General features: G+C 39.3%; 26 protein-coding genes. 8 read left to right on the top strand and 18 right to left on the bottom strand.

Annotated features, from left to right (window positions below; genetic code table 11):
- Window positions 1-2: 2 nt before the first annotated feature.
- Genes BUA96_RS00450 through BUA96_RS00435 form a run of 4 tightly spaced genes read right to left on the bottom strand, consistent with a single transcriptional unit; the run spans window position 3 to window position 3,787 of the window.
- Window positions 3-1,223 (bottom strand): DUF4350 domain-containing protein, encoded by a 1,221-nt coding sequence (locus tag BUA96_RS00450; protein ID WP_072979219.1) that lies wholly within the window; start codon window positions 1,221-1,223, stop codon window positions 3-5.
- Window positions 1,220-1,963, bottom strand: a complete 744-nt coding sequence (locus BUA96_RS00445) for a DUF4129 domain-containing protein (protein ID WP_072979217.1) — start codon at window positions 1,961-1,963, stop codon at window positions 1,220-1,222. The genes BUA96_RS00450 and BUA96_RS00445 overlap by 4 nt, the downstream gene beginning before the upstream one ends.
- Entirely contained in the window at window positions 1,963-2,820 is an 858-nt protein-coding gene (locus tag BUA96_RS00440; protein ID WP_072979215.1) for a YciC family protein, read from the bottom strand. The genes BUA96_RS00445 and BUA96_RS00440 overlap by 1 nt, the downstream gene beginning before the upstream one ends.
- Complete coding sequence (locus BUA96_RS00435) at window positions 2,798-3,787, bottom strand: stage II sporulation protein M (RefSeq protein WP_072980412.1); 990 nt, start codon at window positions 3,785-3,787, stop codon at window positions 2,798-2,800. Before BUA96_RS00435 ends, BUA96_RS00440 begins: the two co-directional genes overlap by 23 nt.
- Before the next feature lie 199 nt (window positions 3,788-3,986).
- Here BUA96_RS00435 and BUA96_RS00430 point away from each other — a divergent pair, with 199 nt between their 5' ends.
- From BUA96_RS00430 to BUA96_RS00420, 3 genes are read left to right on the top strand one after another with little or no spacing between them, the layout of a single operon-like run.
- A complete protein-coding gene (locus tag BUA96_RS00430; protein WP_072979213.1) occupies window positions 3,987-4,709 on the top strand; it encodes an RDD family protein in 723 nt (240 codons plus the stop codon).
- Complete coding sequence (locus BUA96_RS00425; protein ID WP_072979211.1) at window positions 4,709-5,329, top strand: trimeric intracellular cation channel family protein; 621 nt, start codon at window positions 4,709-4,711, stop codon at window positions 5,327-5,329. The genes BUA96_RS00430 and BUA96_RS00425 overlap by 1 nt, the downstream gene beginning before the upstream one ends.
- A 42-nt stretch (window positions 5,330-5,371) precedes the next feature.
- On the top strand, window positions 5,372-5,917 hold the full coding sequence (locus tag BUA96_RS00420; protein WP_072979209.1) for a pyridoxamine 5'-phosphate oxidase family protein: 546 nt from the start codon (window positions 5,372-5,374) through the stop codon (window positions 5,915-5,917).
- Window positions 5,918-5,922: 5 nt separating this feature from the next.
- On the opposite strand, the gene BUA96_RS00415 is transcribed toward BUA96_RS00420, so the two are convergent.
- The gene (locus BUA96_RS00415) at window positions 5,923-6,648 is read right to left on the bottom strand and encodes a peptidylprolyl isomerase (protein WP_072979207.1); all 726 of its coding nucleotides are present in this window, start codon (window positions 6,646-6,648) and stop codon (window positions 5,923-5,925) included.
- A gap of 2 nt (window positions 6,649-6,650) precedes the next feature.
- On the opposite strand from BUA96_RS00415, the gene BUA96_RS00410 reads away from it, so the two are divergent.
- The 4 genes from BUA96_RS00410 (at window position 6,651) to BUA96_RS00395 (ending at window position 12,126) form a co-directional block, all read left to right on the top strand.
- On the top strand, window positions 6,651-7,298 hold the full coding sequence (locus BUA96_RS00410; protein ID WP_072979205.1) for an NUDIX hydrolase: 648 nt from the start codon (window positions 6,651-6,653) through the stop codon (window positions 7,296-7,298).
- Between the two features lie 63 nt (window positions 7,299-7,361).
- Entirely contained in the window at window positions 7,362-8,165 is an 804-nt protein-coding gene (locus BUA96_RS00405; protein WP_072979203.1) for a lysophospholipid acyltransferase family protein, read from the top strand.
- 180 nt (window positions 8,166-8,345) lie between these two features.
- Window positions 8,346-9,284 (top strand): serine hydrolase, encoded by a 939-nt coding sequence (locus tag BUA96_RS00400; RefSeq protein WP_072979201.1) that lies wholly within the window; start codon window positions 8,346-8,348, stop codon window positions 9,282-9,284.
- Window positions 9,285-9,342: 58 nt separating this feature from the next.
- Window positions 9,343-12,126 (top strand): NTP/NDP exchange transporter, encoded by a 2,784-nt coding sequence (locus BUA96_RS00395; RefSeq protein WP_084673009.1) that lies wholly within the window; start codon window positions 9,343-9,345, stop codon window positions 12,124-12,126.
- On the opposite strand, the gene BUA96_RS00390 is transcribed toward BUA96_RS00395, so the two are convergent.
- From BUA96_RS00390 to BUA96_RS00355, 8 genes are all read right to left on the bottom strand, one after another.
- Window positions 12,123-12,584: a MarR family winged helix-turn-helix transcriptional regulator gene (locus BUA96_RS00390; RefSeq protein WP_072979196.1), complete on the bottom strand. Its 462-nt coding sequence runs from the start codon at window positions 12,582-12,584 to the stop codon at window positions 12,123-12,125. The genes BUA96_RS00395 and BUA96_RS00390 overlap by 4 nt on opposite strands.
- Window positions 12,585-13,058 (bottom strand): glutathione peroxidase, encoded by a 474-nt coding sequence (locus BUA96_RS00385; protein WP_072979194.1) that lies wholly within the window; start codon window positions 13,056-13,058, stop codon window positions 12,585-12,587. It lies immediately after the preceding gene.
- Between the two features lie 3 nt (window positions 13,059-13,061).
- Window positions 13,062-13,484: a DoxX family protein gene (locus tag BUA96_RS00380; protein WP_072979191.1), complete on the bottom strand. Its 423-nt coding sequence runs from the start codon at window positions 13,482-13,484 to the stop codon at window positions 13,062-13,064.
- A 108-nt stretch (window positions 13,485-13,592) separates the two neighbouring features.
- Window positions 13,593-14,051 carry an SRPBCC family protein gene (locus BUA96_RS00375; RefSeq protein ID WP_072979189.1) on the bottom strand — a complete coding sequence of 153 codons (459 nt, stop codon included), beginning with the start codon at window positions 14,049-14,051 and terminating at the stop codon, window positions 13,593-13,595.
- 164 nt (window positions 14,052-14,215) lie between these two features.
- Complete coding sequence (locus tag BUA96_RS00370; protein ID WP_072979187.1) at window positions 14,216-15,505, bottom strand: serine hydrolase; 1,290 nt, start codon at window positions 15,503-15,505, stop codon at window positions 14,216-14,218.
- 31 nt (window positions 15,506-15,536) lie between these two features.
- Window positions 15,537-18,443, bottom strand: coding sequence for a PEP/pyruvate-binding domain-containing protein (locus tag BUA96_RS00365; protein ID WP_072979184.1), 2,907 nt, complete (start codon window positions 18,441-18,443; stop codon window positions 15,537-15,539).
- 216 nt (window positions 18,444-18,659) lie between these two features.
- A complete protein-coding gene (locus BUA96_RS00360; RefSeq protein ID WP_072979182.1) occupies window positions 18,660-19,301 on the bottom strand; it encodes a hypothetical protein in 642 nt (213 codons plus the stop codon).
- Between the two features lie 4 nt (window positions 19,302-19,305).
- Entirely contained in the window at window positions 19,306-19,800 is a 495-nt protein-coding gene (locus tag BUA96_RS00355; protein WP_072979180.1) for an RNA polymerase sigma factor, read from the bottom strand.
- Between the two features lie 124 nt (window positions 19,801-19,924).
- On the opposite strand from BUA96_RS00355, the gene BUA96_RS00350 reads away from it, so the two are divergent.
- Window positions 19,925-21,220: an NAD(P)/FAD-dependent oxidoreductase gene (locus BUA96_RS00350; protein ID WP_072979178.1), complete on the top strand. Its 1,296-nt coding sequence runs from the start codon at window positions 19,925-19,927 to the stop codon at window positions 21,218-21,220.
- Window positions 21,221-21,285: 65 nt separating this feature from the next.
- Here BUA96_RS00350 and BUA96_RS00345 read toward each other — a convergent pair whose 3' ends face one another.
- The 5 genes from BUA96_RS00345 to BUA96_RS00330 all read right to left on the bottom strand — a co-directional run bounded on the left by BUA96_RS00345 (window position 21,286) and on the right by BUA96_RS00330 (window position 24,875).
- Entirely contained in the window at window positions 21,286-22,113 is an 828-nt protein-coding gene (locus BUA96_RS00345) for an alpha/beta hydrolase (RefSeq protein WP_072979176.1), read from the bottom strand.
- 72 nt (window positions 22,114-22,185) lie between these two features.
- Window positions 22,186-22,605 carry a DUF1801 domain-containing protein gene (locus BUA96_RS00340; RefSeq protein ID WP_072979174.1) on the bottom strand — a complete coding sequence of 140 codons (420 nt, stop codon included), beginning with the start codon at window positions 22,603-22,605 and terminating at the stop codon, window positions 22,186-22,188.
- Between the two features lies 1 nt (window position 22,606).
- Entirely contained in the window at window positions 22,607-23,206 is a 600-nt protein-coding gene (locus BUA96_RS00335) for a YdeI/OmpD-associated family protein (RefSeq protein ID WP_072979172.1), read from the bottom strand.
- Between the two features lie 123 nt (window positions 23,207-23,329).
- Window positions 23,330-23,503 carry a hypothetical protein gene (locus BUA96_RS17230; protein ID WP_164916939.1) on the bottom strand — a complete coding sequence of 58 codons (174 nt, stop codon included), beginning with the start codon at window positions 23,501-23,503 and terminating at the stop codon, window positions 23,330-23,332.
- A gap of 58 nt (window positions 23,504-23,561) precedes the next feature.
- Window positions 23,562-24,875: an MFS transporter gene (locus BUA96_RS00330; RefSeq protein WP_072979170.1), complete on the bottom strand. Its 1,314-nt coding sequence runs from the start codon at window positions 24,873-24,875 to the stop codon at window positions 23,562-23,564.
- Between the last annotated feature and the right edge of the window lies 1 nt (window position 24,876).

The following is a 24,876-nucleotide window of genomic DNA, read 5'->3' as shown; positions in this document are numbered from 1 at the left end:
AACTAATGGGTGTTTTTAAAATTTTCTACAAGCGTATTGAGCTTTATAAGTTCGTCTTCGCTCACAACAGCCTTTTGTCTGATCAAGATAATATAATCTACGAGTGTTTTAATTTCGGATTGTGGTTTGCCGCTTTTAGCGGTTAATTTTTCAACAAAATCCTGACTAAAGCGTTCTGTTGATAAGGTGTAAACACTACGTATATGCTCTAAGATATGATTGATTTGGTGCATCGCAATTTGCCGATTATCTTTTTTATCAAGGTACATTCCGGCAATAGTTCTTGTATAATCTAATGTTTTATTAGGTAAAGGCTGAATCACGGGAATGCTACGTTGTTTACGCTTTCCTTCAAAAATAACCCACAGAATCGCTACAAGAATCAGCAAGTACCACGACCATTTTAAATATTTATTGGTCAAAATCAATCGCAACGGAGAAACAGCATATTCTTTACTGTTTTTATAATACTGATCTAAGTATATCGTGCCATCATCTGGGAGGTAAGACAGTGCTTTTGCAGTATATTCTGCATTAGTACTGTCTAACATAAAAACATTGGTAAAGCCTTCTGGGAACGTGTGTAAATAGACAGTTCCGTTCTTGTACGGTGTTTTTATAAAATTGACCTTGGGCTTTTTTATCTGTGAAGAATCATTATCACGAATCAAATCAAACACGCCAAGAACAGTTGTTTTAAGAGTGTCTATCTCATCAAAGTAAACGGTACCAACATCTTTATTTAATCGAAAAGGGCGCTCTGCTTTTAACCGCGGGTTGGTAAAATTAACCAGTGGTCGTTTTTTTTGGTTAGCCGTTTCGCTATAAAAATTTAGACCTAACCAGAGGCTGTCTAAAATGGTTTTGCTAATAGAGCCGGCCGAAACAAAAAGGGTATTGCCTCGTCCTACCCATTCTAAGAGTTTATTACTTTCGGTGGCATCATTATAAACACTTCCGTTTAGGAAAAAATAAGTGCTTCCTGCCGGTAGGGTGCTGTCTTGTAAAAACTCAAATGGTGGAATGTTGACTTCTTCAATTCGGTTTGCATTGATCACACTTGGCAATTGCTCGTGAAAAACATAGGTGCCAAAAGGAATTTTATCCTGCTTACCGTATCCCTTAAACCAGTTGATGGGTTCGGGTTGTGAAGCTTCGGCAAGAATCAAAACCGCAAGAAAAGCGATGAGTACCCCTGCCATTACTTTATAGCGTTTGCTCATAAATCTGCAGTGGTCTTTTTAAATTCTGTTTCGGCTTTTAAAAACTGGTGCGAACTCACATTAAAATTTCCATACCAAATAAAATCGTAGATCCTAGTGAGCTTGGTGAAGTCTGCACGCAAGGTATCGTTCTTGATTTCATAAACATAATCGGCATTGGTTTTTTGCGCTTGCCAATCTATAATATCTTTTTGTGCTAACTTTTGTAATAACAGTAAATAGTAAAAACGTACGGCGAGTCTATAATTGTTTTCTTTCAGCGCAGCATCAATAAGTTCTTGAATGTTTTGGGTCTCTATTATTTTTTGTTCGTCTGAAAGAATGACTTTGTTTAAAGCATTTGTTTTGAGAGGCGAACCGCCAAGGTCAATGCGCATAAAGAGCCAAACGAGCAAGGCTACCACCAAAATAATGATCAGATAAGGCAGTGCTTCAATAAGAAAACCAAGAATACCGCTAACTTCTTCTCCTTGTAAAAGCCATTGAATAAAAGAAGACCAGAGGTCATTAAGCCAGGTTTTAAAGCGCGTCCAAATATTATCTGGCGGAACAAAAGCCACATAGTCAAAGGCGTCATCCTGACGGTATTCTTCAAGTGCTTGCTCCTCAAAATATTTAGGCGCCACAACACTATCATCATAGCGCACTTGCCGGGCCACAGTTGTTGAATCGTTTGTATTTTGAGCAAATGCTGCAAACGAAAACAAGCAAATTAATATGTAAAACAGCTTAGTGATCATTAATGGTCTGAGCCAATACTTTCTATAGTTTCAAAGGTTCCGGTTTGATTTTTCTTTTCATTCAGATTGAAATAAATGAAAGCGATCGCGATGGCAAAAATTCCGGCAAGAATATATTGTACCGCCGATGAAAGCACGCTCAGCGTAATATAAACCCAATCAAACATACTTGACATATCGCCTTGAGAGATTGTTTCAGCAGAAAGAAAACCTTTAGTTAAGCTATATAAAATCACAGGGAGTGAAAGTACAATGTTAGCGATGTAAAGTAAAATACCTAAAACCAACATTGTGGCAAAGGTGATCCACCATTCATTTTTGATGAGTTTAAAACTGTCTGAGATAGAATCTCCCACAGCTTTATTTTCAAAAACCAGAATGGCCCAAGCTAACGACAGTGGAATCGCAATATAAACTCCGGGAAAGAAACACAACATAAACCCAAAGAACATCATTATAAAAATTAGAAAAGTGAGCCCGGTTAAGCTACCCAGTTCTGATTTTACAGAACGTTTTAACTCATCTTGATCTACAACCCCTTGATTGGCAACATATAGCTTGATATAGTTCAAGACGGTGCCATAGAGCACACCATAATAGAAAAACAGGGCGATAAACAAAGCTAAAATGGGTAGGAATAAATTAGCTGCGCCAAAAGTACCACCCTCTAAAAATGAAAAGTTGGCTGTTGCGCTCGTGTAGTATGCAGAGATAGCTATCAATACTAAAAACGGAATCGCTGCATTGCGTAAAAGTGCTTTAAACAATGGTTTGTACTCTAGCCGAATGAATTTAAATGTATCGGTAATTATGTCGCCTAGTTCGCGTTGTTTTTTAAATGTGATCAGTTCTTTCATCTAATGGTTGTAGTTGTTTTTTGAAATATATTCTGGGGTATACGACGTAGTAAAATAAAATTAGTAACAAAGAAAGTGTAATAATTAAGATGGCTAGCCAGTCTGGCATTTCGGTATGGCGGGTCACAAAACCTTCAAGAAAGCCGGCAATAATAAAAAACGGAATCGTACTCACCACGATTTTTAATCCGTCTTTCATACCGCGTTTAAAGGATTCTAGGCGGGTATAGGTTCCCGGGAATAAAATACCGTTTCCTAAAACCAAACCCGCTGCGCCGGCGATAATGATCACCGAAATTTCAATCGTACCGTGAATCCATATCGTGCGTACAGATTCCCATAGCAGTCCTTTATCATAAAAGAAATATTGAAAAGAACCCAGCATAACTCCATTTTGCATCATTAGATACAGGGAACCAATACTGAGTAAAATTCCGAAGATAAAAGCCATTAGCGCGACTTTAATATTATTTACGGTGATGCCCATAAACATTTCAACCTCGTTCATTTCTTTATATACCCTCATGGGATCGTTATCAGCTATATTTTCTAAGGTCATATTTACATAAGCATCTCCCAGTATACTACGCACGTAAGCGCCATCTGTCGCAGCGCTATAAGCACCTACGACACAAAATAGGGTAAACACTAAAAAAGAAATGAGCAACTGTCGCTGATACTTGTACATCAACAACGGAAACTCTTGAGTGAAAAAAGTGATGAAACGCGTGCTGGATTCTCGCTTGGTTTTATAGATTTTTTGATGCGATTGCGAGGCCAGATGGTTTAAGTATTGCGCGGTTTTACTCTGAGGATAAAAGGTCTTCGCATAGCTAAGATGATCTGTAACTTCAAGATATAAAGCAGATAATTCGTCAGGTGATAAATCAGTATGATTACCAGAAAGAACGTTTTCAAATCTTATCCATTTGTCCTTATTTTGCTTCACAAAAGCCGCCTCGCGCATAAATTGAATTGTTGTGATGCTCATTAAAACAGCCTCAAAAATGGGTTTAATGAGAATGGTATCGTTCAAAGATAAAAGAATAGTAGATTACGTGTGCTTATTTAAGGCCTAATTTATTTTTTTGCATTTTGAGCGCTCGGAAACAAAAGTTTTAATAAACATTTTTTAATCTCGATTGTCGGGAATAGCATTTAAGTTAATGGATAATTTTCAAATTGAAACTGCACAAAATGTGAGCATACAGCAGCAAGTTGCAGGTATTGGTGATCGTATTTTGGGCTACCTGATAGACCTTTTAATCTTAGGTGCTTACTGGATTGCCTCCATCTTTTTGCTTTCTGCATATGGTCTGGACTCTAATTCTGACGGTTCGATCAATATTTACTTTATGATCGTTGGGATTCCTTCGTTTTTATACTTTTTATTACTCGAAGCTTTTTGGGATGGTCGTACCCCGGGTAAGGCCGCTTTAGGTTTACGTGTGGTAAAAATAGATGGCTCAAAACCGGGTTTTGGAAGTTATTTTGTGCGCTGGTTGATGCGTATGGTAGACATTACTCTTACCAGTGGGGGAGTAGCGGTATTTACCATTTTGCTTAACGGAAAAGGGCAGCGTCTTGGAGATATCGCTGCCGGAACAACCGTAATTACTGAACGTAAAAAGGTAAAAATCAGCCATACAATTTTAGAAACTATAGCAGACGATTATGTGCCTAAATATCCGCAAGTTACTGTGTTTACAGATGCCGATATTCAAAAGGTAAAAACCATTTACACCGAAGCACGCCTGCACAGCAAACACAATGTTATTCTAAAATTGAGTCAGAAATTGGCGGCAACCATGCAGATCACTCCAGAAGAAACACCTTTTAACTTCGTAGATCGCGTGCTTAAAGATTATAACTATTACACCCAGCAGTAATGGAAAATATTGCCAGTATAATTGATATTTTAGGAACTATCGCATTTGCGATTTCGGGAGTGATCACGGCAACAAAAAAGCGTATGGATCTTTTTGGGATCTTGATCATTGCGACGGTTACTTCGGTGGGAGGTGGCACTTTACGCGACTTACTCATTGGCAAATCGCCGGTTTCTTGGTTGCTAGATTCAACCTTTGTATATATCATCGTTGCGACTACTATAGTTGGTATTATTTTTAGAAAGCAATTGCGTTACGTGCGCAGATCACTATTTTTATTTGATACCATTGGTATTGCGTTATATACGGTCACCGGTGTAGAAATTGCATTGTTGATCAATCTGGATCCGGTTATTTGCGTGGCTCTCGGGACTATTACTGCTTGTTTTGGAGGGGTAATTCGCGATATTCTGTGTAATGAGATTCCGGTGATTTTTAGAAAGGAAATTTATGCGAGTGCGTGTATTGCAGGAGGAACGTTGTATGTCATTATGCACCATTACGGCATTGCTGCTGGTGTAAATGCAGTAGTTTCAGGACTTGTGGTAGTTGTCATTAGAACGTTAGCGGTGGTATATGAAGTGCAACTGCCTTCTATTTATAGCAAGGCAGAGCGGTAGCAGACTGCAATTACTTTTGTAGCTTTAAAAAAACTTTCAATCATGGGTAAAAAGCTTCCGCATCTCAATCAACAACTTCAAGAATTTATAGATGCCCAAAAGATATTTTTTGTGGGTACGGCAGCTGCCGAAGGACGTGTGAATATTTCACCTAAAGGTATGAACACCTTTTATATTCTGAATGAACAAGAGGTACTTTGGCTAAATCTTACCGGAAGCGGGAACGAAACCGCAGCGCATTTGCTCGAAGATACGCGGATGACGATTATGTTTTGTTCGTTTGAAAAAAATCCATTGATCTTAAGACTTTTTGGGGAAGCCGAAGTTTACCATGAGCGCGATGATCAGTTTGCTGCGTACATGAAGTATTTTGAAGAAACTGCAGGTTCCCGACAAATCTTCAAGTTAAAAATAGATTTGGTACAAACTTCCTGTGGTTTTGGAGTTCCTTTTATGGACTATAAAGGGGAACGCGAAACGCTAAAGGTTTGGGCCGAACAAAAAGGAGAAAGCGGTATTAAAGAATACTGGACCGAAAAAAATCAGACCAGCTTAGACGGTTTAGAAACCGGGATTTTTAAAGATTAAAAAGCTTAATCGAGCAATTCTACTTTTAAATATACATTTTCAATAGGCCACTCGTTGTCATCTGTTTTGAGCTTATTGATCTCGTCAACCACATCCATACCTTGAGTTACGCGGCCAAAAACCGTATGCTCGCCGTCAAGATGATGAGCACCACGCTCAGGAACCACAATAAACCATTCAAAAGGTGAAGAGGCATCGCTGATATTTTGCTCTAAATATTTTGCAGCCGAAAATGCCCCGCGTACGTGTGTATGATTGGCACTAGCTTCGTTGGGAATGAGATAATTTCCGATACGCTGACGCTTCTTAGGTGTTTCATACCCATCGCTATTTCCACCTTGTACAACAAAATCCAGCGCATTGCGATGAATCATGGTCTCATCAAAATAACCTTGTTTTACCAGAAGCACAAAGTTGGCACGATGTAAAGGCGTATCTCGGTAAAGTTGAATGTCAATATCACCAAATTTAGTTGAAATCCGTGCTCGCGTTTCTTTATTCTTTTTTCCGTATTCGGTCAAAAAGGGGATTAGCTCTGCTTGAGATTCAATAATTGAACCCGGTTTTTTCTTAAGACGCTCGTTTTCGGCTTGAGCTTTTTGCTCTGGAGTGCTATCTAAAACAGTCTCAGTTTGTTGCGTCTCCTCGGCTTTTTCTTTTGTTTTTTTATCTTCACATCCGGCTCCCGTCAATAGAATTAAGCTAAGTAAAAAGTAAAGAGAAGTACGCATATATGCAGTTTGATGAGTTTTTAAAACAAGTTCCAAAATTAAGCAATTTGGAATTATTAGGACAAGAAGCGCAGTTTCTTATGGCGCCTGATGAACGCATTCGTGCATTAAGCGAAATGGATATCGAAGCCAAAAAGCCGCGATGGGCAGGGGTGATGGCGGTTTTTTATCCTAATACTAAAGGGGAAACGACACTCGTACTCATTTTAAGAAAAACCTATAAAGGAGTTCACAGTAACCAAGTAGGCTTCCCCGGTGGTAAAGCCGAAACCTGTGATGAGAGTATTAAACATACTGCTTTGAGAGAAACAGAAGAAGAAGTAGGCCTTCCGCAAAACGAAATAAATGTCGTGAAGAAGCTCACTAAACTATACATTCCGCCAAGTAATTTTTGGGTACAACCTTTTATAGGCTATGTAGAGCAAACTCCGGTATTTACCAAAGAAGATGCAGAAGTTGAAGCAATATTAGAAGTTCCGTTAGAGGAGTTTCTTGCAGACAAAAGCGTTATAACGCAACGCATAGATACCTCTTACGGGACGATGCTTGACGTTCCTGCTTTTTATCTTTCAGAGCACGTGGTCTGGGGCGCGACCGCAATGATGCTAAGTGAAGTCAAATGGGCATTTCAGCAAATAGATCGACTTTAGGCATATAATTTGAAGTTTTAATTTTATATTTCACAACTATCCTTTTATTACGTACAAAAAACTATGGGACTTTTTAAAACCAATCCGTTTGGGCATTATGACTTCATCAAGAAGTGGCTTATACGAGTGGCGGGTGTGATGTCACATCGCCGCTATCGTGGTTTTAATGCGTTACAGATTGACGGTTCTGAAATTATAAAAGATCTGCCGGACACAAACGTACTTTTTGTCTCTAATCATCAAACCTATTTTGCTGATGTCGTTGCGATGTTTCACGTATTTAATGCGAGTTTAAGCGGTAGAGTAGATAGCATCAAAAACGTAGGCTATCTGTGGCAGCCTAAACTCAACATTTATTATGTAGCAGCAAGCGAAACGATGCGCAGCGGATTACTGCCGCGTATTATGGCTTATGCCGGTGCAGTTTCAGTTAGCAGAACCTGGCGATCTAAAGGAAAAGAGATTGACAGACCCGTAAATTTGAGCGATACCGAAAATATTGGGATCGCATTGCACGACGGCTGGGTGATTACTTTTCCGCAGGGAACTACAAAACCTTGGAAACCCATTAGAAAAGGTACCGCGCATATCATTAAACAATACAAACCTGTAGTAGTGCCAATTGTGATTGATGGTTTTAGAAGATCTTTTGATAAAAAGGGAATTCGTATTAAAAAACGCGGAATTCTTCAGACTATGGAAATTAAAAAACCATTAGATATCGACTACGAAAATGATAGCGTAGAGGATATTGTAGAAATGATTGAGTATGCCATAGAGCAGCATCCTTCCTTCTTAAAAGTAATTCCTCAGGAAGAATTAGAGAAAGAAGAACAGCTTAATCAAACCCGTAGATGGGACTATTAGTCAGTGAAATAAACATTTAAATTTCTTGAGTTTTAACATTTCTTTGGCATAGCGCTTGCAACTAATTAAAACAAAGAATGTTAAATATTGATTTTAGGTTGATTTTTCTTTAACCTTTGCATACTATTAATGTAAATATTGCGTTAAAGCCCCAAAATCAATTAGACCCAAAAATTGTTTATGAGAAAACTAAGTTTCGCCCTTGTATTGCTAGTAGTAGCAATGACTTCAAAAATAACAGCACAAGAACTTCCATTTAAAGATTGTATTGATGCACCGCTAGAAGATTTTAACAGCAGTGTTTTAACTACTCAATTATACAATCAGATCGCTAAAGACCCTACAATGAAACGCCTAGTAGACCAGAAAAAGATGGCTGTGGGTATTGTGAGTCTTGATGACCCTAATGCGATTCAATATGCAGGTCTTAACGGTGAAGAAATGATGTATGCTGCAAGTTTGCCTAAAATTGCAATCCTACTTTCAGCGATGGATGCGATCGAAAAAGGAGAACTTAAAGAAACCGCAGAAGTTAAAAAAGATATGTGGTTGATGATCAGCAAATCAAATAATCAGGCCAGTACCCGTATGATTGATCGTCTGGGGTATGACAAAATCTCAAGTGTACTTACCAGCGACCGTTATAAGTTATATGATCAGAGTAAAGGCGGTGGTCTTTGGGTAGGCAAGCGCTATGCGGCTGCCGGAGAACGTAGACCTGATCCAATGAAAGGACTAAGCCACGCCGCAACTGCAGAGCAAGTTTGCAGATTTTACTACAAATTAGTTACCGGTAAATTGGTAAGCCCAGAGCGTTCTAAAGCAATGCTTGATATTATGGAGAATCCTTCATTGCACCACAAGTTCGTAAATACGCTTGAGCGTATAGCACCTAATGCACGTCTATTTAGAAAATCTGGTTCTTGGAAACAATATCATTCAGATTCTATTTTAGTTTGGGGAGAAGATGGCCGCAAGTATATTATGGTAGCGCTTATTGAAGATCCTAACGGTGAACAAATTATAAGAAATTTAGTATTTCCTGTAGAGAAAGCTCTACAAAAATCTCGAACTTTACTTGCGAGTGCTACAAAAGGCGCTGGCAACTTAGGTGATTAAGAAGTTCCTTAAAAAGACGTTTAATATAAGAGATGGTGAGATAACCATCTCTTTTTTCATGCAGTTATACGTCTTTTTGATCATCACGATCCTGCTTATTGTAAAACCTACTGTCAACGCGCTTTTTCTAAAGGGGCTGGGAGCAGATAGTCTTGCGTTTGGTTATTTACTTATTGCTGCAACGGCAATCGTAACATCATATTTTTATAATCAAGCGGTAAGGCGGTATTCTTTACGTCGTATTATGGTTTCATCGCTGGTGTTCTTTGCACTGGCTTTTGTGTTTTTGGCCGTATTGTATAAGCTAAACGCTATCGGCGCCATAGCGCTTTATATTTTCTATGTCATTAGCGGAATTTTCGCTGTACTCACCACAAGTCAATTTTGGTTGTTGGCTAATATGGTATTTAATGCCAGAGAGGCCAAAAGACTTTTTGGTTTCATCGGTTCCGGGGCAATTGCAGGAGGGATTTTTGGAGGCTACTTAACGACTATTCTCGTGCCGTATATTGGTAATGGAAACATGCTGCTTATCGCCGCATTGTTTATAATTTCCTGTATTCCGTTACTATCCTTGATCTATAAAAAGGGATACGTCAGTAGAGCTTCAATTTCAGAAAGTAGTAACCATTCGCTTGGGGACTCTGCATATAAGCTTTTATTAAAATCGCGACACTTAACCTATCTGGCCTTGATCATAGGTTTAGGTGTTATTGTTGCTAAACTTGTAGATTTTCAATTTAGTGATTTTGCTGCGCGATCAATTCCTGATGCAGATCAACTGGCCTCGTTTTTTGGCTTTTGGTTTTCAACCTTCAATTTGGTCTCGCTTGGGATTCAATTGTTTTTGACCAACCGGGTAGTAGAAAAGTTGGGAGTTAATAGTTCGTTGCTAATCCTTCCGTTAGGTATTGCACTAGGTTCTTTATTATTCCTGACATTTCCGGAGTTATGGGTGCTCATAATCATCAAAGGTATTGACGGAAGCTTTAAACAATCTGTCAATAAAGCTGCTACCGAACTTGCGATGGTGCCGGTTTCTTTAGAAATAAAAAACCGCACCAAATCATTTATCGATGTGGTGGTTGATAGTGTCGCTACAGGAATTGCCGGCTGTCTTTTAATTTTTGTGATAAAAGGATTGTCGTTACCGTCTAACTATGTTACAGTAATTATCATTTTTCTGATTTTGGTTTGGATTGTCGGAATTTTTAGAGTTAGAGATTCTTACTTTAAGAGTTTTAGGCAAAGTCTTAAAGAAGCTGTTGAGGTCACCGAAGGCGTTCCGAGGCGCAAGCGCAAGTCACCTTTAGAGCTAGGGAAACGTATTTTAAGCAATGGGAATCCTTTACAAATTGTAGAATATCTCAACCATCTAAATAAACGTAATGCTAAGATCTTAAAGCAAAAAATTATTCCTCTACTGAATCACGTAGATGATGCGGTTAAGATCGCTGCGATTAATCAACTCTACCATTATCCTGAGGGCACTGCGTTAGAAGCCGTGCGCGATATGGTGCATCTTAAAGATGACGAAGTAGTGTATGCGGCGATGAATTATCTCATTTTACATACTTCTTTAAATGATAGCCGAATTTTTGATAGCTATCTCAATCACAGCAGCGATTATATTGCGCACGCAGCCTTACTTTGCCTGGCCAAAGAAGCACGAAATAACCAACAGATCGCAAGCCGTTACAATCTTGAATTGCGTATTGAGTTGTGGCTGGCAGAATTAGAATTGCCAGATAGCGATCACCGTCCTGAGGAACTTTCATTTCTGTTAGAGTCTATTGGTTACGCGCAGATGCCGCAATTCTATTCTTTTATTTCGGCTAACTTTAATAACCGGAATCCGCATATTGTAAGCCACGCCATTATCGCTGCAGGAATTTCGAGAGCTCCGCAATTTATTGATGCGTTGATTGATTTTCTGACGGTTAAACAGTACCGAAAAGATGCCATCGCAGCGCTTATTGCTTACGGGGAGAGCATTAGTGAGATCTTGCTAGCCAGAGAAGCTGAAAAATTATTGAAAAACAATGCAAAGAAATATATCCCGGCGGTGATACAGACGTTTGAGACACAAGCTTCTGTGCGTGTCTTACTGCGCTTACTCCAGAGTCGCGATAACCTTATTCGCCGTGCTTCAGCAAAATCATTACATAAATTAAAAGGAAAGAATCCTAAGCTTAATTATTTCCCCAAAACGGTATTTAGGCTTCTATTGCAGTATACCTTTGAGTATCGGGATATTGTAAGTAGTCGTAAAGTGATCAAAAGCAATTTTAATGCTAAGGCATATGATCGCTTACCGGAAGATGATCAAACCGAATTACTTCAAGCACGCGAAGGTCTGCTAGAGGTTTTAGACCGACAACTAAGCTTGCGTATTGAAACCATTTTTCAACTTCTTGCGGTGTACTACAGCCGAAAAGATCTTGATGTGGCCTATAAAGGTTTCGTGAGCACAGATCGTGATACTAGAGCGAATGCTATCGAGTTTTTAGATAATATTCTTTCCCCTAAATTAAAACACAGTTTATTGCCTTTATTAGAGCTCGCAATTATCGAAGACGTAGATGTGTATCAAGAGATTTTAGAAGATGATATCAGTTTTAATAAGGCCCTTATAAAACTCATTGAAGTAGGTGATGGTAACCTTAGACTTCCTGTGATCTATTTAATTCAATTTTTAGGAGATACTTCATTCCTACCGTTGCTAGCCGAACTCAAAATAACCGCTAAAAACCGTGATGTGCGCTCTTTCGCTTCCTTAGCGCTTAAAAAGTTGCAACCTGCTTTATTAGATACGACAACTGGTACTTCATTGGGCTCTTAAACTTCCTGGCTGCGTTCTTTCAACACCAGTACAAGCTGGGCTAAGGTTTTCTCAAAGGTGGCATAATCTTCTTCTTTAAGATCTACGTCGCTAAAAAGATTTGCAATTTGCTGCGGAATACTTACTGCTTTTTCCTTTAGCGCTTGACCGCTAGGTGTGAGTTTGACTAAAACCACACGCTCATCGTGCTGGGCACGACTACGCACCAATAACTCTTTTTGTTCTAAGCGTTTAAGAAGTGGGGTGAGGGTATTAGATTCTAAAAGTAAGCAGGATCCAATGGCATTTACGGTCTGCTCCCCATTTTGCCATAAAACCAGTAAAACCAAATATTGCGGGTAGGTTACATCCAGTTCTTTTAGCAAAGGAGCATACATTTTGGTCATAAGCCGTGAAGCCGCATAAAGCGGAAAACACAATTGGTTTTCAAGATGCAATTGAGGAGTTTCTTGATTCATTTACAGAATTTTTTCAATGTCTTTAGTCAGATGCTCAGGCTTAGTCAGGGGTGAAAAGCGCTTTACAGGTTGTCCGTTTTTGTCAATGAGAAATTTGGTGAAATTCCATTTAATGCGACTTCCTAAAGTTCCGCCAAGCTGCTTCTTTAGGTATTTAAAAACGGGATGCGTATTACTGCCATTAACTTCAATTTTATCAAACATTTTGAAATGAACACCGTAATTCACCTGGCAAAATTCTTCAATAGCATCAGCGCCGCCCGGCTCTTGATTACCAAACTGATTACAAGGAAAGCCTAAAATCTCTAAACCATTATCTTTATACTTCTCATACAGTGCTTCAAGTCCCTCATATTGTGGCGTAAGGCCGCACTTGCTCGCAGTATTCACTACAAGAACCGTTTTTCCCTTAAAAGAATTCATTGATATCGTTTCTCCCTGAAGTGTTTTTGCTTCTAAATCGTAGAAATTCATAGCTTATTTTTTAAATTTATTCTTCAAATAGGTGAGTGCTCCGGTAGACCAAAGCGCCCATAAGATCAACACCGGTTGAAAAAACAAGCGTATTAACCTTTTTTGATCAGTATCTAAACCAAAAGCATCAATACCATTGGTGTACTGCGAAATGTTTCCTGGAAAGATCAGCACATAAAAAAGTGCTAAGATCAAGCCCACTTTAATGCGATGCTTGGTTATGAAGATCATTGCGAGACCTAATAGAATTTCTGTAACCCCCGAAGCGAGTACCACAAAATCCATAAAAGCGGCACTATCCGGTAGCCAGCGTGGTACCTGAGCCTGAAATTCTTGTCGCTGAAAGGTGAGATGCCCAACGCCGGCAATGGCCATTAAAGTACCTAAGATAATCCTAAAAACGCTTTGAGTGGTAGTATATTTCATTTTATATCTTTTACGATTAAATCGTGTGCGATTTAAAATTAGCAAAAAATACTTTTGACACAAAACCAAAATTTAATTTAAGCTTATTTAAGCATCTCAACCTAAAATTTAAGCTTCAGAAAGTTCTATAAGCTTGTCTAAAGCTTTGGACCACGTAGTATTAAAGTAATCAAGATAATCTTCAGGGACCTCGCTCGTTACGGTAACTGTGGTGATCCCTTGATGCTCCTTAAAGCTATAATTCTCTAGGTTACCAGCCCACGATGCTACCTCAGGACCTTCAGTAATTTCCTGAGTTCCTTTTAAAATTCCATAATGGCGTATAGAGATAAATTCATTAGGAATATTCTCGACGATTTCAGAAATCATTCCGCCACGGTTCCCTTCTTTATCAGTACCCACAAAGTATATTTTTGAACCTTTTTCCCAACTTCCTTCATAGGTTGAAGTGGGATCAAACGCTGCCGTCCACTTCTCATAAGTTTTGATGTTATCTAAGCCTAGCATTGTACGGTACACCTTTGTCGCGGGCGCTTGGATCTCTTTTTTATACTGAATAGTTTTCATAGGGCTTATGGTTCGTGTTGATTATTTTCTGAATCTGAATTCCGTTTGAATTTAGTAAGATTCTTTAATAATCTGACGAGAATTTTTTAGACTTAAATGAACTTGGTAAATAAAAAATCCCGTCCAAAAAATGAACGGGATTTAATGCGTACAAATTTTATATGTTATTGCCCCGTAGCTGAAGCTTTTGGCTGGTTTACTTCTTGTAAAACTTTATCAATACGGCTTGCGAGATACATATGATCTGTAGCCGAATTTTTCCTAAGCACGTTGGTCATAAGACACACAATATACTTGGGACCGTCATCAGGATGCTCTACAATAATTACAGAATTCATATAATTAAAAACATTTCCGGCATAGTCGCCGCAAGCACCTTTACTTTTATCACATTTATAAAAACTTCCGCTTTTGAAATACACAGCGGCTGAGTCTAATTCATGAGAATATGCATACCGAATACGACGTTCTGTTTGATACATAATGCGTTTCATTTCTAAACTAGAAAGAGAGTCTACCGCTTTCCCTTGTTCTAGATTGATCAAAAACTTCATCAACCCTTTTGGTGAACCAATACTGCCGCCCATTCTGCCTACGTAGCGTTCTCCACCGTTAGTAAAAAAACCACCCAGACGCCACTCATCTTCTGTGATTCCCATTGCGCGTAAAGGTTCGTTTACTACTTCATTAGCAAGTCTGGTCACCTCGCCACGATCTGTATCTTTAAACCATTGCATAGCTTCCTCGTCAGTAAGGTCAAAGTATTTTTCTCCAAAAACCTTCAATAATAAAGCCTCACGATAGACCACGCTGGCAGCCCCGTTATTACTTACGGCAACCATATGGTCAATCCATTCATAAAGGCTAAAAACATCATCCTCGCGCGCGGTTCTTCGGGTTAATTTATCTTGCTCAATATCATAAACCGGAATCGTGTGATGGTCATATACTGCAAACGGACCGCCTTTTACACGTTTATATTTAAGTAGGTTCACTCGTGCACCCCAATCATCAGGACACAATTTTTCAAGTTGATCAAACATTGCGATAAGAATAGCTAATTTACCCACGCTTCCCGGTTGATATCCTCGGGTTTCATTTCGCGCAGCGTATTTAAGATTGGTACTATCAGTCATATCTAATACCGAGATCGAATAGCTCTGGTCTAAACCATAAAACAAACCGCCTATTTTTTTCTGAAATTCTGCATCTTCAGTCATATAAGCGATCGCGCTATCTTGTTTTGCGGTCAATCGAAGTTTTATATCCTCAACCGAAAGATAGGCTCCGGCCGGAATACGATTATACGCAATACTGTCGCGCACTATTTTTTCTAATTGGGCCAGTCTGTCAATGCCTGTTCGTTCATATCCGTCAATAGGGTAGAAGCTGTCAGGTACTGCAAATGCTAAGGTTAGGAGAATGACCGGTATGCAGATTAGTACTTTTTTCATAGGTTGTTTTTATAGAAATTACTGCGGAAGTTTAAAGTTTGCTATCCATCTCAATATATTCGTCAGGATTGGTTTTAGGCGAAATGGAGTCAAGATATCCATTGCTCAGCGCATTTTTATTTTCGACAAATGGTCTGATCTGAAACAGCCATAATTTATCATCTTGAAAACCTAATTCTACATCATAAGCAGCCTTAGGATCACTATTAGTTTCTTCAGGAATTTTTGATCTAATTTCATCTGCCACTTCTCTTAAGCTTTGAATATTTTTTTCATTCAAGATCGAAGCTTCAAAAGAGGTTGAATATCCTTTGGTTCCCCCGGAAACAGGAAGTCTAATATAGTCTGGCTGTCTTGCTGGAGCTAATAGTTTAGTCGTGTTAGCGGTTACTAAGCGAGTTTCGGCAGCTTGACCGTCAACGGCTCCACCGGCACCTCGGCTAAATGCAACCGTAAGATCCTCGTCTGTTCCTTCGTTGATTCCTTTGGTGATCATAACGCCGCTATAATCAACATCAACACTTGGGATCACAAGTATTGAAGGAAACACATTTTCGGGATTAGAAAGATATACTTGGCGCCATTTAAAACTACGCTCGGTATAAGGCGACGCCCATACTTTTTTAATTCCGTCTAAGATCTTTTGTTCTTCTACCACATTAAAAAGCGTCAGGTTTAATCCGGCACCTGTGAACTCTTTTAAGTCTTCCATATTGGTGTCACTACGTAAAAACACCGGGGCTTGTCCTATAGGTTTACCAAAAATAGAAGCAAATGAATTACGCAATTCGCTCACAAAGGCAGGTTTTAATTGCATCGCATTGATCGCGTCTCTCAAGGTAGCAAGTTTGGCGAGTTGATAATCTACCACCTGAGCATCAGGAGTTCCTGCCTGGCGTTTAGCTTCGGCGGTTTCAAACATTTCGGTAAGAAATTCCCAGTAACTTTTACCTTGACCGGGCATTGGGAGATTCATATGATCTCTAAAAATCCCAAAAGGAATCACTAGTCCTTCAACTACGTGATCCGGGAACATTTTCTTTAACTGACCTAAATTTGCAGCTTTTGGACCCGACAGAATACCGCTTGCGGAAGCATCGATATCCCTCATATTGAGAATGCTTTTTTGATCTAACTGAATTTTTTCGATTGGGACGGCAATTTTTGTTTGCTTACGTTCTTCAGATGAAAAAAGCGCTTTTTCTTCCGAAGTCATTTCATCTGCAGGTTTTAGGATCACTGTACCTTTATTTGAAACTGCGTAAAACACTTCTTCGCCATTAAACTCTTGAAGATCTTCAAGATTCTTATCACTTAAAGCGGCGTTAGGAATACCTAAATTACGCGCGAGAAGCTGTACGTGAGAAACTAAATTTCCTTCATCTACAGTAGCAATTCCGGCAACCGGTTTAAGGTCTGAAGGTGGACGTTTAAAGATGTAGATCTTTTTATTAGAAACTTCAACCGCATCCGGATTTCCAGATACGACAACCAATTCGCCCAGTGCATAACCAGGATTCAAGCCGTGAATAGCGCTTTGCTCATCAATTTGCATCACATCGTTCTCCAAGTTTGATTTATTTGAAATAAAATCACCCAATTCGCTAACCGTTTTTCCTAAAGGAAGCGCTACAGATGACCGCACGCGATCGTCGATAAAGCCCATTGCGAGCGGTTCAAATTCGGCGTATTTTTCAACTACAGCATCGTAATTGGCTTTAGCCATTGCCGCACTCCATTGCACGATGCTGCGCGAAGTGTTTAAAATGGAATTTAATTCGGCTAAAGAAACTGTTGTATAATTTATAGGAGCAATAACTGAAGCCACTTCTTCCCATTCCCAAACCTCGAGAAGTCCGGTGCCGGCAGTTGCGTAGCTTAGGTAATAGTTTTTATCTAAGAGGTCACGCAAATCTTCAGGTTCCCAATCTGCGGCTTTTTTCAGAAGCATTTCTTCTAACTTTAAAGAAACATCTAAAAGCGTTAGGCGCTCTGAAGCCTTTTTCACTTGCGTTACCTGCGTTCTAATATTGCACAAAAGATCACTAATCTCAGGAATGATATCGTAAGCCGGAGTGTTGTTATCAAAGTCTGTGGTAAACTTGAGCAGTTGCTGTTTTACATCAAAGTCCCCTTTAATGCTCGCAACTTGATTTTTAAGGCGCTCTAAATTGATAGGTGCATAATATTCATTTAGCGTAGCCACTAAAGCATCAAATTGCTCCTTAAGTTCTGGAGTGAGTTCGTCGCTATATTCCTGACGGAAATTTTGCACAAGAGCAAGATCGCTAACTTCCGGCTGCCCGTGAATTTTCACGCGAACGTCCATAAATTTCGGGAATTCTTCAGCGATAACTTTTGATTCGCTTCGCATACGCTGTGCAATATTGTCATCGCCAGAATGCGGTATATCTTTTAAAGATTGACGAATAACGTAGTAATTCTTATCTAGTCGGGCGTCATCTTTAAGTAACCATTCGTAGAATTCGATTCCCCAGGCTTCTTCGTCTTCAGATTGAATCGCCCCGCGGTAAAATTGTGCTTTTTCCAGAATCCACCCATTATCTACGCTTTGCAAATATTTGTTGAGTTGGTATTGTTTCAGTCGGCTTTGTTCTTGTGCTTCATCCCAAAATTTATTTTTATCAGCTGCGGCTAAAATTTCACCAAAAAATAAATGATTACGCTCCGCCAGATTTTCGGTTAGCGGTTTATAGCTTGCGTGCTGAATACCGTCTACGCCTTCCGGACACGGATCTTTAGGCTCACGCATAGTGCCATCTTCACAAAACCAACGTATACGTAAATAAGGACCGCGAGGGTCCTTCTTAAAATCTTGAATGGTTTGCTTTATAGATGCAGAAGTGTATTCTTGTGCTTTTACAGTAAATGCATTCAGCAAAACAGCAATAAAAAGAACGAGTAAGACTTTGGGCATAATAGGTTGTTTGTCACAAAAATAAGTGTAGCACTTGTTAATAGCTCCATAAAAAAGATTATGATTTTCTTAAATCTTTATAAGTTTTCGCTAATCACGATGTTTCCCAAAAGCCTGCCCTGAGATGTTTTAAAAAAGTGGTAATGGTTCAGTATAAAAAAGCCTGTCTCAATCAAGACAGGCTTTAATATTCTAAGAATAAAGAAGAGAAGCAATCTAGTCACGCATTTCCAGCTTGCTAAGCTCTTTGTAATTACGTTTTAAACGGCGTAACAAAATACCGTATAGTAACTTGTAGAAAGCCCATAGCAATGCGACTAAAACGAGCAGCATCACAATAAATACGGCTATAAATCCTAACGGCATAGATTGCGTACCGTCTTCGGCTTGTATCATTACATCGTTGAACTTCGGGTCAAAATTGAGCATTGCAATGAATACCACCATCCCGATAATAAAAAAGATTATGAGGTTATAAGCGACATAAAAGTTAACCGTACGTCTCACTTTGAGAATACGACTCATTAAATGCTTAGTATTGTCTGTAGTTTGTACTTCTCTATAATTCTTGTAAAAGAGATAGATAAAGATGCCTAGAACGGCATATTGCAATACAATACCTACGATTTCAAATTCATACAAATGTATTTGTCGAAGGGTCTCAAGGGTTTCGGCGTTTACCGTAGTTATGTTAAGAATAGTCCATAATACAAACTCAAAAATAGATACATATAAAATCCACTTCATCAAAGACGAAGAGCGTTTATGAATCATTTTATATATAGTGTCTACACTTACTTTAGGAAGATCTGCCTCTTGGCGCTTCCAGTCTTTTTTTAAGAAATCTAATTCATCCATCGTTCTACACATTTAATAAGTCTTTCAACTTTCCTTTTACCCGGTTCATTTTTACTCTGGCGTTCACTTCAGAAATACCTAAAGTTTCAGAGATCTCGCTATAGGGTTTGTCTTCCAGATAAAGAAATACCAGCGCTTTATCAATATCGTTGAGTTGCCTGATCGCCGAGTACATTAATTTTAATTGTTCTTCAATAGTGTCGTCATAATCGGTACTGGCTATTTTAAACATCACGTTATCGTAGTCTTGCGTTTTAATCCGTCGCTTAGACTTGCGATATAGCGTAATTGCTGTATTGAGCGCTACACGATACATCCAGGTGGTAAACTTAGAGTCTCCTCTAAATTTAGGATAGGCTTTAAATAATTGAATGGTTATTTCTTGAAACAAATCATTATGCGATTCCTGATCGTGGGTATAAAGCCTGCAGATCTTATGCACAATATTTTGATTGGCTTCAAGCTGTGTTACAAATTGTTTTTCAAGTTGCGGATCCAATATTAAATTGTTAGTTGAAGTATTTGTACAGAAGCGGGGTAATATGTTACAGCTATTGCTAAAATAATGATAAAGATTAACGGTTCTAGGGCCTGTACGTTAACTTTGATACAAATTAACTACCATGAATATTCCTGAAACTAACCAACCGCGCATCGTTATTATTGGTGGGGGGTTTGGAGGTATGAACCTGATAAAAAAACTTAAAAAAACAGATTATCAAGTAGTTTTACTCGACAAGCGAAATTTCCACACCTTTCAGCCTTTATTGTACCAAGTATCTACTTCTGGGCTCGAGCCAGAATCTATAGCTTACCCTCTCAGGAAAATCATCAGGAAACAAAAAAATATGCATTTCAGGTTGGCCGAAGTGCATCGTATAGATACCCAACTACAAAAAGTACGTACTGATATTGGCGACTTGCACTATGATCATCTAGTGATTGCGACAGGTACGCGCACTAATTTCTTCGGAAATAAAACTATTGAAGAAAATGCGATCTGGATGAAAAGTCTTCCGCAGGCTTTAAACATTCGCAGTCTGATGTTTGAAAATTTAGAGAAGGCCAACAGAACCGAAGATCCGGTAAAACGAAAAGAACTTTTACGTTTTGTAATCGCTGGAGCCGGCCCAACCGGTGTTGAGTTGAGTGGTGCCTTTGCAGAACTTCGCTCTAATGTCCTCCAAGCCGATTATCCTGATATGGATACTAGCGAAATTGAAATTCACCTGATTGAAGGTGCAGATCGCGTGTTGCCGCCATTTAGTAAGCAATCTTCAGAAAAAGCGCAGAAGTTTTTAGAGGAAATGGGGGTGACCATTCACTTAGAAACTTTTGTAGGCAATTATGAGAATAACCGTGTGACCACAAAAGGAGATTTGGTACTAGATACCGCAACATTTATTTGGTCTGCTGGTGTGACTGGTGCTTCTATCGAAGGTTTTGAAGAAACCGCTTTATTACCAAAACTGAACCGCTATAAAGTAGACCGATACAACCGTGTCGCCGGTTTTCAAAATATATATGCCATTGGAGATATCGCTTTAATGGAAACCGAAGATTTCCCAAAAGGTCATCCGCAATTAGCGCAGCCCGCTATTCAACAGGGAAAGAATCTGGCGAAGAATTTTAAAAAGATGCTACGTAAAGAGGAGTTAGAACCCTTTAAATATTTTGATAAAGGTTCTATGGCGACCATAGGTAGAAATAAAGCCGTGGTCGATATGGGTAAAATTCACTTTGGTGGATTTCTCGCGTGGTTTATTTGGATGTTTATACACCTTTGGTTTCTCGTGGGCTTTAGAAATAGGGTAGTGACCTTTTTCAACTGGACTTACAGTTATCTCAACTATGACAAAGCAGCCCGACTCATCGTACGGCCTTTTAAACAGAACAAGATCATCGCAGAAGAAGATTAACAAAAAAGGGACAGTTTTACTGTCCCTTTTTTTATTGGCGCTGCCAAAGGCTTGCCTGAGGTAGTTTACTCAATACTTGAAGTGAAATTTTGAATCTCCTTAAAATACTTACTCAACGGATTGAAGAATTGTGTCACCATCGCGGTATGATTTTTATTCATAATCAGCAGTTGTGCTTCGGGCTGAAACTCGAGAAGCTTCTTATGAAACAAATCATTATAATAGTAAAGTGACGGAATGGTTTTAGTTCCTAGCAAGGTTAAAATAGGCGGCGTATTTTCATCTAAAAAATAATACGGCGAAGCGTTTTTCCATTCGTCAGGGTTGGTCGTCCAAGTCACATTGTAATACTCATCTTCACCAGGCGGATTTTCTTGTAAATAGGAATACATATCGAGTCCGGCTGCATCGTCGAGAATAATTCCTTTTATATAATCTGTGTTTTCTAGATAATTTGGATTCATAGCCGCTAGCGCAGCCAGATGCCCGCCTGCGGAATGCCCCATTAAAAAGATTCGGTTAGGGTCGCCGCCATATGCTTGGGCGTTATCGTGCGTCCACTTAATGGCTTTGGCGATCTCTTGAGTCATCTGATCGTAATTGGCATACGGACTCAGCGTATATCCGGGAATGACGGTGAGGTAATCTTTGCCTGCAAAATTACGCCCTAATACGGAGTAGGTGTTTTTATTTCCGCTGTTCCAGTTTCCACCGTGAACAAAAATCAGCACATCGTGAGCTACCAGGGAATCTTTAGGTTGAAAAATATTAAGCTCAGGAGCTTCTGCAGAAGCTTTATACGCTGTATCTAAATACTCAACGTTTTCTTTCTTCACCGAACCACAACTCACTAAAATGATACTGGCAACAAGAATAGAAAGTGATAATCGCATAGTTAAATTATGTAGTTGTAGTTAGGTCAACGTGTAAATACTAGCTTTATTGGCGTCGTAAAGAGATAAGTTTTAAGCTTTATATTTCTCACGCATATAAGCCACAGATTCGGTAATCAGTTTTTTTAGAATCTCAAGATCAATGTCTGCGAGTTTGTTGATGTAAAGGCACGAAGCCCCGGTTTTGTGCTTGCCCAGTTGTTCAAGCAATTCTGAATAGCGCTTAAAACCCGGCATAATATAAATTGAAAGATTCTGTTTACGCGGTGAAAATCCCGTAAGAAAAAAATCACCTTCGCGGCCGCTATCGTATTTATAATGATACGTGCCATAGCCGATCAAGCTATCTCCCCATAGCACTGCCGGTTCAGGAAGAAGTTCGTTGAAAATAGAATAGAGCGCTAATGCATCTTTCTTGCGTTGCTCGTGTTGCACTGCATTGATATAATCCAATACCGAAGCATCTGTAGGTTGTGTTTTATTAGCCGACATCTTAGCAATTTTTATATTTATCGTGTAAGCCTTTGCCGTCAAGAATAAGTGGTGTGGCTTTTTCTAGTCTGGATCGTCTGGTTTTTTCTTGTTTGGCAGAAGCAATATGCTCGGCGTATTCTTTTTGTCTTCCCGGAGTAAGTGCTTTAAAAGCCTTTTCTAAATTTTGATTTTCTGAGAACGCTTGAGTGAGTTCTGTAGGTAAAACCACTTTTTTTACTGGCTTCGCGGCTTTTACTTCTAATCCTTTTTTCTGATTGCTAATCGCCTCGTTGAGGTAGTATAAAAGTTCGTCTTCTTTAATTTCTGAAGCATCGGTGTAGCGCAGCTGGCGCAAGGCTTTGGTTTTACCTTCCTGTGCATTGTGCAGCCGCCCATATTTATCTTTAATAAGCGAGCCGTTGAAAAACCAAACCCCAAAATGATGTTTAAATTTTCCGATCCCTGCGACGTTTTTGCCGTCTATGGTGTACACGGGAGCACTCCATTTAAAGGTTTCAACAAGTTCTGTTTGCTTTACTATGGTTCTTAATGTTAAAATAGCATCTTTAAAAGGATGTTCTGTTTCAAAATAAGCCTCTATTTTACTGGGATTGCTCATACATTATTGGTTAAAAAGTGCTTCAAAAAAGCACTGAAATATTAACTATAAATTTAACTAAAATCCACCGAACACTTTGTAAAACATATCAAATTTCGGCATACATTAGTACTATAAAATGAGTCAAACAATGGCACAAAACAAGTCATCTAAAAAGGCTGCTCCAGCTAAACAGGCTACAAAACCTGCTGCTGTTAAGCCGGTGAAGACTGCTTCTAAAAAGAAGTAATCTTTAATATCTAAGGGCATCCAGGATGCAGCCGATATAACAATATCCAGCAATGGAAAGAACGCCACTTAAAACGTGGCGTTTTTTTTTTTTTTTGCTGCTTAAAAAATGAATGTTTTAAAACGTTTATTCTACATCGGGTAGGGTAGAACCCTTGAAGGCACCAATAATGCCTAAAACAGAAAGTAAAACAATTACGACTTCAACAGAGATCAGCGAAGCAAGAGCACTCAAACCTCCAGTTATTAGTAGTATGATTCCGATGAGCGTATTGCTTACCGCAACATAATCGGTACGACGGTTACCTTCTGCCATATCCACGATATAGGTCTTACGGCCCAGGCGCACTCCTTGATGGGCAATTCCCAATACGAAAAGCGCCACAGGATACAACCAAACTTGATCGCGTAAACCTGGGACATATTGAATTAACCCAACTACAATGAGCCCTAAACCAGCAGTAAGCATCGCTGCATAAGTCATTACTTTTTTACTGGATTTATCTGCCATTTTACCCCAAACCGGCGCACTAATGATGGAAGCGACGCCATTTGCAATAATGAACAAACCCAATAAATAGGCTTCTTTACCTACATAGCGCTGGGCAAGCAAAATGTAGTAAGGTGCAGTTAAGGCGGAGCAAAGCAGTAAGGAACGGGTAATGATAAAATTTCTAAAGGGTTTATCCTCTTTAAGCAAGCTCAAACGGTTCCAGGCTTCTTTTAGACCATTTTTACCTCCTTCGGTGGCACCGGGAAATTCTTTGATGTTAGCATAGATCAACGCAGCAATCAGCCATAATGCTGAAGCAAAGAAAATGAGGTAGCTGTAAAATTCAATACCAACATCATCTTTAGATCGGTAAAGAATAAATAGACCGGCTGCTAAGACCAAGATTCCGCTTACCGATGAGGTGTAACCTTTTAATTTTCCGCGTTTTTTCTTCGGAATTGTTTTTCCCAAAACATCTTTAAAAGCAATGGAGCACAAGCCCCGAGCAAGACTAAAAGCGATTAGGCATCCGATTATCAACCATCCGGCAATAGTTCCTTCAAAAGATAAGGCGATCAAGCCGATGCCGGCAATAGCTAGGAATTGTAGAAACGAACCTAAGACCCAAATGTATTTACGTACGGCACGTTTTCTTATGTAATGAGCAATAAACAACTGGGGTAACATCGACCCTGATTCTCGAATGGGAACAATAAAACTGATGAGCATCACGGGAGCATTTACATAACTCATAATCCAAGTGAGTACCGTTTTAGGATTGCTCAAGGTGTCCCCCAGAGAAGTGAGCATATTACTTATAAGAATGAGGAAATAATTTTTTGGCGTTTCTCTACAAGATTCTTCATCGATCGCCTTGCAACTCCTCGCATCTTCTTCATCATTGAGGTAATCGTAGAGCTGCTCTAGATTGGTTTCTTTTTGCGCCATT

Source organism: Leeuwenhoekiella palythoae (assembly GCF_900130045.1).
GTDB classification, from domain to species: Bacteria; Bacteroidota; Bacteroidia; order Flavobacteriales; family Flavobacteriaceae; genus Leeuwenhoekiella; species Leeuwenhoekiella palythoae.
The sequence above is the reverse complement of the archived record's forward strand: the minus strand, read 5'-3'. Positions and strand labels throughout refer to the sequence as shown.

What these genes read in the sequence shown, in the direction of transcription:
- BUA96_RS00395 (WP_084673009.1), top strand. Translation starts at nt 9,343, where the DNA reads ATGCAGTTATACGTCTTTTTGATCATCACGATCCTGCTTATTGTAAAA.
- BUA96_RS00390 (WP_072979196.1), bottom strand. Translation starts at nt 12,584, where the DNA reads ATGAATCAAGAAACTCCTCAATTGCATCTTGAAAACCAATTGTGTTTT.
- BUA96_RS00440 (WP_072979215.1), bottom strand. Translation starts at nt 2,820, where the DNA reads ATGAAAGAACTGATCACATTTAAAAAACAACGCGAACTAGGCGACATA.
- BUA96_RS00340 (WP_072979174.1), bottom strand. Translation starts at nt 22,605, where the DNA reads ATGTCGGCTAATAAAACACAACCTACAGATGCTTCGGTATTGGATTAT.
- BUA96_RS00420 (WP_072979209.1), top strand. Translation starts at nt 5,372, where the DNA reads ATGGGTAAAAAGCTTCCGCATCTCAATCAACAACTTCAAGAATTTATA.
- BUA96_RS00445 (WP_072979217.1), bottom strand. Translation starts at nt 1,963, where the DNA reads ATGATCACTAAGCTGTTTTACATATTAATTTGCTTGTTTTCGTTTGCA.
- BUA96_RS00425 (WP_072979211.1), top strand. Translation starts at nt 4,709, where the DNA reads ATGGAAAATATTGCCAGTATAATTGATATTTTAGGAACTATCGCATTT.
- BUA96_RS00405 (WP_072979203.1), top strand. Translation starts at nt 7,362, where the DNA reads ATGGGACTTTTTAAAACCAATCCGTTTGGGCATTATGACTTCATCAAG.
- BUA96_RS00410 (WP_072979205.1), top strand. Translation starts at nt 6,651, where the DNA reads ATGCAGTTTGATGAGTTTTTAAAACAAGTTCCAAAATTAAGCAATTTG.
- BUA96_RS00450 (WP_072979219.1), bottom strand. Translation starts at nt 1,223, where the DNA reads ATGAGCAAACGCTATAAAGTAATGGCAGGGGTACTCATCGCTTTTCTT.
- BUA96_RS00370 (WP_072979187.1), bottom strand. Translation starts at nt 15,505, where the DNA reads ATGAAAAAAGTACTAATCTGCATACCGGTCATTCTCCTAACCTTAGCA.
- BUA96_RS00350 (WP_072979178.1), top strand. Translation starts at nt 19,925, where the DNA reads ATGAATATTCCTGAAACTAACCAACCGCGCATCGTTATTATTGGTGGG.
- BUA96_RS00435 (WP_072980412.1), bottom strand. Translation starts at nt 3,787, where the DNA reads ATGCGCGAGGCGGCTTTTGTGAAGCAAAATAAGGACAAATGGATAAGA.
- BUA96_RS00415 (WP_072979207.1), bottom strand. Translation starts at nt 6,648, where the DNA reads ATGCGTACTTCTCTTTACTTTTTACTTAGCTTAATTCTATTGACGGGA.
- BUA96_RS00330 (WP_072979170.1), bottom strand. Translation starts at nt 24,875, where the DNA reads ATGGCGCAAAAAGAAACCAATCTAGAGCAGCTCTACGATTACCTCAAT.
- BUA96_RS00365 (WP_072979184.1), bottom strand. Translation starts at nt 18,443, where the DNA reads ATGCCCAAAGTCTTACTCGTTCTTTTTATTGCTGTTTTGCTGAATGCA.
- BUA96_RS00385 (WP_072979194.1), bottom strand. Translation starts at nt 13,058, where the DNA reads ATGAATTTCTACGATTTAGAAGCAAAAACACTTCAGGGAGAAACGATA.
- BUA96_RS00360 (WP_072979182.1), bottom strand. Translation starts at nt 19,301, where the DNA reads ATGGATGAATTAGATTTCTTAAAAAAAGACTGGAAGCGCCAAGAGGCA.
- BUA96_RS00335 (WP_072979172.1), bottom strand. Translation starts at nt 23,206, where the DNA reads ATGAGCAATCCCAGTAAAATAGAGGCTTATTTTGAAACAGAACATCCT.
- BUA96_RS00375 (WP_072979189.1), bottom strand. Translation starts at nt 14,051, where the DNA reads ATGAAAACTATTCAGTATAAAAAAGAGATCCAAGCGCCCGCGACAAAG.
- BUA96_RS00430 (WP_072979213.1), top strand. Translation starts at nt 3,987, where the DNA reads ATGGATAATTTTCAAATTGAAACTGCACAAAATGTGAGCATACAGCAG.
- BUA96_RS00380 (WP_072979191.1), bottom strand. Translation starts at nt 13,484, where the DNA reads ATGAAATATACTACCACTCAAAGCGTTTTTAGGATTATCTTAGGTACT.
- BUA96_RS00400 (WP_072979201.1), top strand. Translation starts at nt 8,346, where the DNA reads ATGAGAAAACTAAGTTTCGCCCTTGTATTGCTAGTAGTAGCAATGACT.
- BUA96_RS00345 (WP_072979176.1), bottom strand. Translation starts at nt 22,113, where the DNA reads ATGCGATTATCACTTTCTATTCTTGTTGCCAGTATCATTTTAGTGAGT.